The organism is Vibrio sp. 2304, from assembly GCF_033339475.1.
GTDB lineage: Bacteria > Pseudomonadota > Gammaproteobacteria > Enterobacterales > Vibrionaceae > Vibrio > Vibrio alginolyticus.
Map to the genome: position 1 here is coordinate 369,711 of NZ_JAWOUQ010000002.1, position 12,976 is coordinate 382,686.

Below are 12,976 nucleotides of genomic sequence, written 5' to 3' on the forward strand. Positions count from 1 at the left end.
CAAAAATAGCGCAGCTCAAATTGCTGCGCTATTTCGTGTTCCAAACCGAAGAGAGCCTATTCACTCTCGATTAAGTACACTTCTTCAGAGAAGCGACTTAAGCCTTTTTTCGCAATTTTAGGATGATTCTCGTCAGCTTCATCTACGTTCAAACAAGTAACTTTGTAACCTGAAAATAACTGCTCAATCTCTTCGACCGGCACGCTAAATGGAGGCCCCGCCATCTCTTCTTGAGGATAGTTGAGTGTAACAAGCAAAATACGACCGCCTGGGTTCAAAAGTTGCTTGAGACGCTCTACATACTCCTCTCGCATATCTTGCGGTAAAGCAACCAACGCGGCGCGATCATAAATGATATCGGCTTGAGATACTGGTGCAGTGAAAAAGTCCCCAGTATAAATAGAGAGCTCATCAAATTGATAAAGCTCGTGCATGCCATTAAGAGGCGTTACCGTTGGCGTGTAAAAATGTTCAGCAAAAAAGGCACGCACAGCAATATGGCTTAGCTCAACGCCTTCAACCGAATCATGCTTCATCGCTAGCCAAATCAAGTCTTCTGACTTTCCACATAAAGGAACTAACACTTTATCTTCACGCTTTGGATTAGTGTGTTTCCAATATACTGGTAATAGCGGGTTTACATCTTCCAAGTGAAATCCGATCTGATTGCTGGCCCATTTGTTATGCCAAAATTCTTGGTCTCTCATTTTACTTTCTACTTGTCGGCTGTTTTCATTTTGAGAGGTAAGACTAACGTTTTTTTTCAATTTGTCTATGCCGTTCATCTTTGGTTAATACTGCGGTGATAGGATGTAATCGGTCTCATAGGAGACGCGCCTTTATCTGATAATCAGAATAAAGAAAAGAGAAATGGTGATCTAACGCACGATTCTACTTCAAGATAAAACTGAAACCTTGGAATCTTTCGTAATGGCCCCATTTATAAGTTAGTACCTGATTTGCCGAACTTAGCGACCTTTATGTTCCCTATTTTCTAAGTACAAGCAAGTTAAGGAGAGTGAATGAGCTTATTTCTTCGTACTACAGCATTGATGCTTTTGGTACTTAGCCGTGCACCGGCATTTGCCGCACTTCCAATTACCCCTGCGCCTAGTGGCGAACAAAATCGTTCAACCAGCCAAAACGAAGTTTGTTCGAAACTTTTTAAACACAGCCTTAGCGGTTTATATGGCATTCAGTCAATCGACACCACACCAACTCAGCCATATTCTGACTTCGACATCCTTTACAGCAAAGCTCACCAAGCACAATTTGAACTTGAAACTATCTGTAAGAGTACCGCACTTCTTAATGACGCTCAGCCATACTTCGCAGGCGTGAAATCCAAACAACGAGCAGAAGAAAAGATAGCTTTAGAGTTAGATGGGAAAGTTGAACGTATTACTGACCTAGCACGTGCAACGATTGTAGCTGAAGACGTCGCGAGCTTAGTCTCCATTTATGAAACGTTAGAGCGTGAAACAACGATTGTGAAAGTAAAAAATCGATTCAAAAAACCTGGCCCTTCAGGATATAGAGACTTGAACTTGCTCGTTCGTTTACCAAAAACAAACCTAGTAGCCGAAGTTCAACTGCACTTGAAAGCAATCGCAGATGTAAAAAGCGGTCCCGAACACGACCTATACGAAAAAATCCAGAAACTAGAACGTCAAGCGATGTTGGAAAAACGTGAGCTAAGCGAAATAGAGCTTGCCTCTATTCGCAACATGCGTACACAGTCTAAGAACTTGTACCAACAAGCATGGCAACCATACTTAACAACGCATCTAGAAGCGGCGTAACCGATATCATTAAGCGTCTCTCATAAACAGAAAAACCACCGCATTGCGGTGGTTTTCATTTGTATGCACACGAATTTTACGCAAAAAAAGACCACGCCTTAGCGTGATCCATTTATTCGGCTTACTGTACTTTCTTCAGGTTTTCTACACGAGCTTTTAACTTCTGACCCGGGCGAAAAGTCACTACACGTCGAGCAGTAATTGGAATATCTTCACCAGTTTTCGGGTTACGACCAGGTCGTTCATTCTTGTCACGAAGATCAAAGTTACCAAAACCTGACAGTTTTACCTGTTCGCCACTTTCCAGTGCCTTACGAATCTCTTCAAAGAACACTTCCACCGTTTCCTTGGCGTCCCGCTTACTAAATCCTAATTTATCAAACAGGTTTTCTGCCAGTTCGGCTTTTGTGAGCGCCATAAAACTTTCCTCAAAGCTATGTTAAACAATGCTACGTTAGTGTAGCGCCAGAGCAGTTTTACCCTACCAATTCAACAACATATCGGGGTTACATCAGGAAGTGTATGACAAGCTTATGATTTTCGCCAACTTTTTTCTTGGCGAACAAAAGGAATAGCACTACGTAAATTATTGTTAAACGCCAGAAATTTGATATTTTTGTTTTTGTTTCATCTTTATCAGGAAAAACATCCAGATTATAAAACTAAAAGTAGTTTAAATATCAACATTAAACACTATTTAATAAAAATATCAGATATTGGTTATTTAACAGACACTTGACATAGAACTTGTCGTAAATTCAGTGATTTGTATGTAACTCGATACGTAACAATTAGATTAAAAGGTATGACCACCTGTACTTTGCAACTGTGCTTTGAAAGCTTGATTAAACCCACGCTTCTCGCTGTTTAACGATGACGCCATATATAAAGATTGATAATGTGGAAGTTCGTGTATTTCCTCATTGGCTTCTTACACTGCTTCTAGGCGACCATGATTAATCAAATCATAAATATTCTTTTCCCTGTTTTTGCTCTTGTCGGAGTTGGCTATTTGGTCGGTCGTTACATCAAGCCTGACTTTCGCCCAATAAACCGCATTAATATTGAGGTGTTTACGCCAGCACTGGTATTTTCGTCACTCGTTAGCATGCCGCTCGATTCAAATCAGGGGCCGCTTCTTTTGGCGGCAATTGTTGCGGTTTTAATTCCCGCACTACTCATGATCCCGGTATGTCGATGGACGTCACTCTCGTTTAAAACCTGGGCGCCACCACATATGTTTCGGAATAGCGGAAATCTAGCTATTCCTTTGTTTACCTATACGTTTGGAGAAATTGCGCTGTCGTCAGCAGTGCTTTTATTTGTCGTGTCAGCATGCTTGCATATCAGCTTAGGCGTAATGCTGCTTAGTCATGGCAACCCTTTTAAGCAAATAGTCAAGATGCCAATCTTTTTAGCAGCGTCGTTGGCTCTGTTTCTCAACGTGTCAAATGTGGGTGCATGGGCGCCTTTATACGAAGCCACTGCTCTACTTGGGCAAGCGGCCGTACCCGTGATGCTTTTATCTCTGGGGGCACAAATGTGTCATTTACGGTTGGACGGTTTAAAGATTGGTGTGTTGTGTACCGTGCAGTCACTGGCAACTGGTGCTGTCGCTTTTGCACTTATTTATTGGTTAATTCCCCTTCCAACGATGCAATTGCAAATGATGGTGCTCTTCACAATGCTGCCGCCAGCCGTCATGAATTACCTATTTGCGGAAAGACTGAATATAGAACCCATGAAGGTGGCGTCAATGGTACTATTTGGCAACTTTTTCAGCATTCTTACGCTGCCTCTTCTGCTTAGCTATACCCTCTCACTCGCTGCCTAACCGCCAATAAGCTATCGTTAGCGTGTATTAGCTGAAAAACAATACGTTCCTAATCTCGGGTAAGGGCCATCCCTAGTTTGGTCTAGTATTTTAAAATAATGAGGGGTGGTGCGAGCAGTAAGGAACTTGAACAACGATAAGGTAATCCTAAAAATAAAAAAAACCTGCCAAACTGGCAGGGTTTTCATTTCTTAAGAAGATACGTTACGCGAGATTAGTCACGTAGAGACGCACCAAACTTCTCAGAAACGTGAGCAACGATAGCGTCAACCGCACCAGCGATATCTGCATCTTCAAGCGTACGCTCAAGTGACTGTAGAGTCAGAGCGATTGCTAGGCTCTTCTTACCTTCTTCAACGCCTTTACCTACGTAAACGTCGAACAGTTTTGCATCTTTAAGGAACTCGCCACCTTGCTCTAGACAAGCGTTAACAATGTCACCAGATGCAACAGCTTCATCCACTACTACCGCGATATCACGACGGTTTGAAGGGAATTTAGAAAGTGCTACCGCTTCTGGGATCACTTTGCTGTTAATTGCAGACCATTCGATTTCGAATACGATAGTACGACCATTTAGACCGAACTTACGCTCAAGCTCAGGGTGAACGGTACCGATCACGCCCACTTCTTTGCCATCTACGATGATTGCCGCAGATTGACCTGGGTGAAGTGCTGGGTTAGCTTTTTTGCTTTCAGGTGACAGTGCAGCGAAAGAGTACGCTTTTTCGTTCGCAGATAGCTCTAGAATCGCTTCTAGATCGCCTTTAAGGTCGAAGAAATCAACCGTGTTAGTTTCGATATCCCAATGTTCTTCACCGCGAGTACCAGCGATAACACCCGCTAGCATAGGCTCTTGGCGCATGCCGTTTTCTGCAGATTCACATGGGATGAAACGTAGGCCGTATTCGAATAGACGAACGCGTGGCTGTTGACGCTTCTGGTTGTGAACAACCGTGTTCAGCAGACCTTGGATAAGACCAAGACGCATTGCTGACATGTCTGCAGAAATTGGGTTTGGAAGCACTAGAGGCTCAACACCAGGTACAACTAGCTTTTGTTGCTCAGGCTCAACGAAGCTGTATGTAATTGCTTCGTGGTAACCACGGTCAACAAGAAGATCACGAACGCGTTTCAGTGGAAGATCCGCTTCAACGTGGTTGTGCATCTTAAGTGCTGCTGCTGGGTGTTGGTTAGGAATGTTGTCATAACCGTAGATACGGCCAACTTCTTCAATCAGGTCTTGCTCGATAGCGATATCGAAACGCCATGTTGGCGCTACTGCCATCCAACCTTCTTCTGAAGCTTCAACAGTCAAACCTAGACGCTCTAGGATTTCTACTACGTCGCTATCTGCAATGTGGTGACCTAGCAGGTTGTCTAGCTTAGTACGACGTAGAGCAACTTTGTTTGGCTTAGGTAGGTCTGCTTCAGACTCTACTGCAACAACAGGTGCTACTTCACCGCCACAGATCTCAACAAGAAGCTGAGTTGCACGCTCCATTGCGCTCACTTGTAGTGCGTAATCCACACCACGCTCGAAACGCATTGAAGAATCAGTGTGAAGACCGTAGCTACGTGCGCGGCCACGGATGTGGTCAGGTGCAAAGAATGCACACTCAAGTAGAACGTCTTTAGTCTCAGTTGTTACACCAGAGTCTTCACCACCAAAGATACCTGCGATTGCAAGTGCTTTGTTGTGGTCTGCTACTACAAGTGTATCTGCGTTTAGTTCTGCTTCGTTGCCGTCAAGAAGCGTTAGCTTCTCACCTTGCTCAGCCATACGAACTACGATGCCACCCTCGATCTTCGCTAGATCGAATGCGTGCATTGGTTGGCCTTGCTCTAGAAGAACGTAGTTAGTGATGTCTACTACAGGGTCGATCGAGCGAATACCACAACGACGCAGTTTCTCTTGCATCCATAGTGGCGTTTCAGCTTGAACGTTTACGTTCTTAACTACACGACCTAGGTAACGTGGACACGCAGCTGGCGCTTTCACTTCGATAGACACTTTATCGTCGATTGAAGGGGCAACTGCTTCTACTAATGGCTCTGTCACGTCAGCACGGTTTAGTACGCCAACTTCACGAGCTAGACCACGAATGCTGAAACAGTCTGCGCGGTTTGCTGTTAGGTCTACGTCTACCGTTACGTCGTTTAGACCTAGGAATTCACGGAAATCAGTACCGATTACTGCGTCTTCTGCTAGTTCCATGATGCCGTCTGACTCAACGTCGATACCTAGTTCAGTGAACGAACAAAGCATGCCGTGAGATGGCTGGCCACGTAGTTTCGCTTTTTTGATTTTGAAATCGCCGGGAAGAACAGCACCAACTGTTGCTACCGCTACTTTCAGACCTTGGCGACAGTTAGGTGCGCCACAAACGATGTCTAGAAGCTCTTCTTCACCCACGTCAACTTTAGTAACGCGAAGTTTGTCTGCGTCTGGGTGTTGGCCACATTCAACAACGTGACCGACTTTAACGCCAGTAAAAGAACCAGCAACAGGAAGAACGTCGTCTACCTCTAGGCCGGCCATTGTAATTTGGTGAGTTAGCTCGTCAGTAGTAACCGCAGGGTTTACCCACTCACGAAGCCATGATTCGCTGAATTTCATGTTGATGAACCCTCTGGATTACTTGAACTGTTTTAGGAAACGAAGATCGTTCTCGAAGAACGCACGTAGGTCGTTCACGCCGTAACGAAGCATTGTTAGACGCTCAACACCCATACCGAATGCGAAACCAGAGTATTTTTCAGGATCGATACCTACGCTGCGTAGCACGTTCGGGTGAACCATACCGCAGCCTAGTACTTCTAACCATTTACCGTTTTTGCCTTTCACGTCTACTTCAGCTGAAGGCTCAGTGAATGGGAAGTAAGATGGACGGAAACGTACTTCTACTTCTTCTTCGAAGAAGTTACATAGGAAATCGTGCAGGATGCCTTTCAGCTGAGCAAAGTTTACGTTCTCATCAACCAGCATGCCTTCCACTTGGTGGAACATTGGCGTGTGCGTTTGGTCGTAGTCGTTACGGTATACACGGCCTGGTGCGATGAAACGGAATGGTGGTTTACCATTTTCCATCGTACGGATCTGTACGCCTGACGTATGAGTACGAAGCATCAAATCTGGATTGAAGAAGAAAGTATCGTGGTCAGTACGCGCTGGGTGATCAGCGGCAATATTTAGCGCATCGAAGTTGTGGAATGCATCTTCGATCTCTGGACCAGCCTCGGTGTTAAAACCAAGTTCGCCAAAGAACTTCTCAATACGCTCTACAGTACGAGTTACTGGGTGTAAACCACCGTTTTCAATACGACGACCTGGTAGTGTTACGTCGATTGTTTCTGCTGCTAGTTTCGCTTCAAGCTCTGCACGTTGTAGCGCGTCTTTACGAGCTGCGATAGCTTGCTGAACTACGCCTTTCGCTTTGTTGATTTCTTGACCAGCTTCACGGCGTTCTTCTGGTGGTAGTTTACCTAGGCTTTGAAGTTGAGCAGTTAGCTCACCTTTTTTACCCAGATACTGAACACGCACTTCATCAAGTGCGACTAGCGATTCGGCAGCTTCAATTGCAGTGCTCGCGCTAGCAATGATCTCTTCTAGATGTTGCATCGTTTCCTCATCTACCTGTTGGTAGTGTCCATAAGGGAGTGATTGGTTTTTTGATAGCTGTACATAGTAGCCAAACCGGGCACCAATGCCAAATTGAATTACGAAAAGAAGAGGTTATTGAATAAAAAGAGCACAAAAACGTCAAAAATGTCATCTTTCATTAATCTGACGTTAAGTTGTGCCCTTTTGTTTTAGAAATAGTATTGAATAGATAGCTCGATAAAATCGTCATCTCGGGCGAAATAGAGCAAATCGTTTGGCGTTTCATTTTTGAACAACCAAGCACCAATTTGCCACTTAAAGTTATTCGATATTCGGCTCGAGGCTTCTAACTTGGCATTGTAAACATCGGCGTTATCTAAATCCTTTGTGATTCCCGTCAATAATTCCGTTCCGTCCTCGTCGTTGAGCGTCCAACGAATGCCTGCAAACACATCATTTTGACCGATAGTTTGTGCGTTATTCCCACGACTGTCATAGAGGTACTCACCAATAACCCCCACATCCCAAACCGTGTCAAATGCACCGACGAAGGTATACTCAAAACCCGTCACAAGACCGACATGATTATCAGCACTATCTCGATAAACACTTTCCAGTTTCCATAACCAATCGCCAACGATTCCTTGTACATCGAGACCGATATGACTCATCAGAGCGTAGTAAGGCTTTAATTCCCCGTACTCAAAACGAAAGTAAGGATCCCGGTTTGTTCCATATAAATAGCTCAGGCCTACGTCCCAATCGCCAAGCATTTTCGAATATCGAAAAGCCACATCTACCTGCTTTTCTTCTCTGCTTGATTCATAGATAGCATCATCTGAGACAACAGGTTCGGTTCGCAAGCGCCCGTCAGTACCCGCAAACGTTCGTTCCCTAAAGTAAGGTAATAACATTGCATGGACGGTGCCCCAATCTTTGAATGAGGTAAAATGCAACATCGGCTGACCGAGCTTATCTTCACCATCGACGGCTTCAATGGCGTCTGTCTGGTTTACTACATCAACCAAATGGGCGGATTCCGTCACTCCCCAAAAGACCTTACTAATCCCAACTCGAAGCTCATAATCATCCCAATAAGTCAGATAAAGCGCCTCTCTTATGTCTCCGTGACTTCGCTCATCGTCTAGACTATCCAAACGATAGAAAGGTGTGAGGGTAAAGCTCGCATCACCATTTTGCATCTCCCAGTAAAATTCTGGCTGCAAAACCAATGACGTTTGCGCTTTGCTCTGACCCTGAGAGCCAGTTTCAAAAAACTGACGATGCTCAATATTGACTTGCCCTGCAAGCTCAACAGCGGCAAGAGGCATCGAGTAAAGAGAGGTTGCTGCGCTAAGCAACAACCCAACATTTGATCGGTTCATTTCTTCTCCACTACCTCACTCGCTTTAACACATTCTTATGAAAATCATTGTCTTCTAGCCCAGTGTTAAAGCGCATTTCACTTGTTGTTAGCTCAGTGCTTTTTCCTGTTTGATGATTTGTCATCGCCATGGTGTGCGCTCGCCAATATTGGTTGAGGTACTGCTTGTAATCTGAGAAAGAAAGCGTTTTTAACAACGACCCTTTGCGATCGTAAAACTCAACTTTCAGTGGGCGGTAATGCGCTTTATCTAACCACACCGTTTGCTTGGTATAACCTGAATTTTTGTCGGTCGGGATTTGCTCTATGACGAAAACATCTTGCCCATTTATGGTGTCATCTTTTAAGTAATTGAAACGATATTTTTCGATCTCAAAAGAACTGAGATCCTCATACGCAAATTCACTGCCCATAAAAGGGCCTGATTTGTTACGCGAGGAAATACGTTTCACACGCTTCAGTGCTGGAAGGTAAAGCCACTGGTCATCGGCCCCCACCGTATGAGAGTGGTTGAGAAACGCGGTGCCTTTCACATCTCTTGGTTCATCAAATATTGTGAGTCCTTTGTCACCATCGTCCTCAACTTCAAGTGATTGGAGGCGCATTAAACGTGTGCTGCTTTCTCCTTGTGCGTTCCGCAGAATCATTTTCATGGTAGCAACAGAATCCCCCCACCCTTCATCACGGGCTTTGCGCTCTTGAGCAATTTCTAATCCTTTCGCTTCATCCGCTAACACCGCATGACTCATAAAAAGCGAGACAGAAAGTGCAGATACTTTTAAGGCATTTTTTAGTAAATTCATGTTCAATCCTTTGATTCGTTATGACTGAGTAACAGCCGTGGCTTGAGAGTCAGTTGATTTAAGCTTGTTTCGGCGGTCCACCTCGTCGTAGACGCCTTTGTCAAACAACATCAGTAGAGTCGGTAGAAAGATGAAATCCACAACAAGAGCAATGAAGATAACAATGGCACTCAACTGTCCCATATCGGCATTTAAGCGGAAGCTCGACATCGCCAGAACAGAGAAACCAGCAACAAGCACGACGGTCGTAATCCAAAGCGCGCGCCCCACGGTGCGAAAAGCGTAACGAACCGCTTGTTCCGCGCTATGGCCATCTTTACGAGCGTGTTGGTATTTAGAGAGAAAATGAACGGCATCATCAACCACAACGCCAAGCGTCAACGTCACAACAACAGACAACCCCAAATTAATTTCACCAGAAACCAACGCCCAAATACCAAAACCAATAAGCGCAGGGGCGATATTCGGGACCAGGCTGATTAAACCGAGCTTGAACGAGCGTAAGGCAAAGATCAGTAATGCCGAAATTAAGACCAAAGTGATAGGCAAGGTTGACAGCATGCTAGCCATATTCGTTTCGCCAATATGCGCAAACATCAGTGATGGACTAGAAGCAACAACATCATACTGAGGCGCGTTTTCGTTAAACCATTGGTAAATACGATTTTCCAAATCAACAAGCTCGACGCTGCCCAAGTTCTCCACGGTGAGAACCATCTTGATTGACGACTTATCAACATTGATTTGGTTGTTCAAATCTAAACCATACGGTAGTGACATTTCATAAAGCAGCAGATATTGAGCCGCTAATTCTCTGTCTTGAGGAAGCGAGTAATAAGTCTGATCATCTCCATGCATGTTCTTGTTTAGGCGCTTATAAACATCGCTCAAGGTCGCAACATGGTCCGTTTCTGGCTGCAACCTTAGCCAGTCAGTAAATTTACCCACGGTATTGAGAAAATTAGGATCCGCAATACCCTGCGATTCGTTAGTTTTTATCGCGATACTGATGTTCGCCATGCCACTGATTCGCTCTTCCATAAAATCAGCCGCTCGACGAAATTCATTGCTATGACCAAAATATTCGACGGATTCATCGTTGACTTTGTTCATCGGAATCAAACTCGCACTCGCGACAATAACAAGCACCGACAACGGCAATAACGCATGTCGCTTTGACACCACGAAATCCCCTAAGTGATCCATAAAGTGCTTTCTTTCATCAGCAGTGTCTGACTTCACCCTAACAGGAAGGATATGAAGTAACGCCGGAAGTAATGTGATGGAAAGGAAACAAGCAATCATGACGCCAAGGGCTGATAGGTTGCCGAAATCTCTCAGGATTGGAGAATCCGACATATTCATCATTAAAAAGCCGATCGCGGTGGTAATGGAGGTAATCAGGATGGGCATGAAATTGAGCGCAATACTTCGTTCAATAGAATGGGCTTTACTAAAGCCGTTTTGCATAGACTGACGCATCGTCGCTATAATGTGTACACAGTCGGCGACGGCAAGCGTCATCACCAAGGTAGGCACATTAACTGTCGCCGTGCTTAAGAACATACCAGCCCATCCTGATAAGCCCATTGTCACCATAACTGAGCCGATAATAACGATGAGTGTCGCGATGACGCTAAGCAATGAGCGCAACATGAGAGTCAGGAAAACCAATATCACTAGTAGCATGGTCGGCACTAGCGTCGCGCTGTCATCTTGAGCTGCGGTCATAAACGCGTAGTTCATTGCAATAATACCGGCTTTGTGGAAATCAGTATCCGGGTACACTTGCTGATAACGCTCAATCATTCCGTTTATGTAGGCAACCACTTCTTGTACTTCAGCGGTTTTATCGACCTCAGGGAGTTGGACCGTAATATTCACGACCGTGACATCCCCTTTTTCGGAAATCAGTGAACTTTTCAGAACCGGTTCACTCAACGCAATACTTTTGACTTTCTCGATTCGCTGAGGCGTCAATTCATATTCGCTATACAGTAAATCTTCGACAAGAAGATCATCTTCAAACGCTTCGGTATGCTGGTAGTTGGCAAGGGAATCAACACGGGTGGAGTATGGGACTTGCCACGCCTCGTCAGTGATCTGCTGAATAAGAGATAAGGTGTTAGGAGTAAAAACAGTGCCACTTTTTGGCGCTATGACCAAAGCAAGACTGTCAGATTTTGCAAAGGTAGTCTGAATTTCATCAAACGCAAGTAACTGCTCATTTGTTCCATCAAAAAAGATGTCGTAATCCCCTCTAAAGTAAAGATTTTTTCCTCCAATAGTTGCTATAACAATCAATAAAACGGTAGCAAGCACAACCAACACACTGTAATTCGTTGGTAGCTTGACCCAGCTCATTCGGGCTTGTTGTTGAACGTTGTGATGTGGCATCACACTCTCCTTTTGTGACGTTTCGTCAAATTTAAAAACTAAAAAAAACAGCGAATGCTGTGATAACCAGATAACTTCAACATATAAAAATCAGATCGAATTTATTTGGTTATATAAGTTAGTTTTTGAGTAACTTCCTATACTTCTCGAGATCGGTAACTTGAGTACCAATTTCTAATTTTTGACGATTCGTCACAATGGTGTAATAAAAAAGCCAACTAAAATATTAGATGGCCTCTATAACGATTAGCGATTCACAGACTCTAAATAAGCAAGCTCTTCGCTGAACAATTCCTGTTCCACTCGACGCCACGTTTTACGGTAATCCCACTCTGTCGATAAAGGTGACCACCCTAAACCATCAAGTAACATATTCGCGTTATGCAGTACTGAGAATGGATCTTGAATTCGCTGAATACATCGACTGTTCGATGCATTTTGCGCTAGAGCGTTTGAACCGAAGGCAATAGACCAGTTAGCAAATACGATGGCATCAGAACCAATTGCGGGAGAGAACTTAAGGTCTCCACATTCCACCGCATTATTCACCAACGCATCAGCACCATCTATTACTTGTTCTTCTAAGTTGTTCAATTCATTCACACGCTTAGGCGAAGCTTTCTCTAGGACCCAAGGCGTCTTTGCAACAATCGCACAGGTTGATAGTACAGGCTCCATACGAGCGTAAATACGATAACCTACATGCATAGCAATGATTTTTTCTCTGGTATTGCCATTGAACTTAGCGGTACGTTCGAAAAATATTGCCTCGCTTCTCAGCGAGTGAATACAAAGCGCAAGAATCACATCTTCTTTGCTGCAAAAATGATTGTAGATCGTTCCCTTCGAGTAAGGGCTTGCCGCTGTGAGCTTGTCCATCGTTAAGTTGGCAAAGCCTTGCTCTTGAACCAGAGACTTAGCCAATTGAATAAGCTCTATTTCACGATCAGCAATCGCCTGTTGTTTTTTAGTTAGCCCTGAAGACGTACGACATCCGTCTTGCTTGCTATCTTTTTTACAGCGAAAGTTAAACATAATCCTTTGATCCGTATACCAACACACTCCCAATAATTGTAACACGATTCTTGAATACAGGAACGCCACTAAATTTGACGAACCGTCACAAATGACACTTCGTCATAATAGATCAAA

10 protein-coding genes are annotated in these 12,976 nt (G+C 44.2%); 2 read left to right on the forward strand and 8 right to left on the reverse strand.

The window, feature by feature from the left end; genetic code table 11:
* Positions 1–56 precede the first annotated feature (56 nt).
* Positions 57–707, reverse strand: coding sequence for a thiopurine S-methyltransferase (locus tag R7P64_RS06505; RefSeq protein ID WP_021707633.1), 651 nt, complete (start codon positions 705–707; stop codon positions 57–59).
* 315 nt (positions 708–1,022) lie between these two features.
* Between R7P64_RS06505 and R7P64_RS06510 the strand changes: the two genes are divergently transcribed.
* Positions 1,023–1,802: a phosphoribosylglycinamide formyltransferase gene (locus R7P64_RS06510; protein WP_025766820.1), complete on the forward strand. Its 780-nt coding sequence runs from the start codon at positions 1,023–1,025 to the stop codon at positions 1,800–1,802.
* A gap of 121 nt (positions 1,803–1,923) precedes the next feature.
* On the opposite strand, the gene ihfA is transcribed toward R7P64_RS06510, so the two are convergent.
* Positions 1,924–2,220 (reverse strand): integration host factor subunit alpha, encoded by a 297-nt coding sequence (gene ihfA, locus R7P64_RS06515; RefSeq protein WP_005377899.1) that lies wholly within the window; start codon positions 2,218–2,220, stop codon positions 1,924–1,926.
* A gap of 534 nt (positions 2,221–2,754) precedes the next feature.
* On the opposite strand from ihfA, the gene R7P64_RS06520 reads away from it, so the two are divergent.
* Positions 2,755–3,636: an AEC family transporter gene (locus tag R7P64_RS06520; protein WP_005377901.1), complete on the forward strand. Its 882-nt coding sequence runs from the start codon at positions 2,755–2,757 to the stop codon at positions 3,634–3,636.
* Between the two features lie 214 nt (positions 3,637–3,850).
* Here the strand turns inward: R7P64_RS06520 and pheT are convergent, their stop codons facing one another.
* The 6 genes from pheT to R7P64_RS06550 form a co-directional block, all read right to left on the reverse strand.
* Entirely contained in the window at positions 3,851–6,256 is a 2,406-nt protein-coding gene (pheT, locus tag R7P64_RS06525; protein ID WP_318123275.1) for a phenylalanine--tRNA ligase subunit beta, read from the reverse strand.
* 18 nt (positions 6,257–6,274) lie between these two features.
* Positions 6,275–7,258, reverse strand: coding sequence for a phenylalanine--tRNA ligase subunit alpha (gene pheS / locus R7P64_RS06530; protein ID WP_005385470.1), 984 nt, complete (start codon positions 7,256–7,258; stop codon positions 6,275–6,277).
* Positions 7,259–7,449: 191 nt separating this feature from the next.
* Entirely contained in the window at positions 7,450–8,625 is a 1,176-nt protein-coding gene (locus tag R7P64_RS06535) for a hypothetical protein (RefSeq protein ID WP_318123276.1), read from the reverse strand.
* A 10-nt stretch (positions 8,626–8,635) separates the two neighbouring features.
* Positions 8,636–9,427: an outer membrane lipoprotein-sorting protein gene (locus R7P64_RS06540; RefSeq protein WP_005395903.1), complete on the reverse strand. Its 792-nt coding sequence runs from the start codon at positions 9,425–9,427 to the stop codon at positions 8,636–8,638.
* A gap of 18 nt (positions 9,428–9,445) precedes the next feature.
* Positions 9,446–11,824: an efflux RND transporter permease subunit gene (locus R7P64_RS06545; RefSeq protein WP_318123278.1), complete on the reverse strand. Its 2,379-nt coding sequence runs from the start codon at positions 11,822–11,824 to the stop codon at positions 9,446–9,448.
* 246 nt (positions 11,825–12,070) lie between these two features.
* Positions 12,071–12,859, reverse strand: a complete 789-nt coding sequence (locus R7P64_RS06550; RefSeq protein ID WP_005395898.1) for a TetR/AcrR family transcriptional regulator — start codon at positions 12,857–12,859, stop codon at positions 12,071–12,073.
* Positions 12,860–12,976 lie beyond the last annotated feature (117 nt).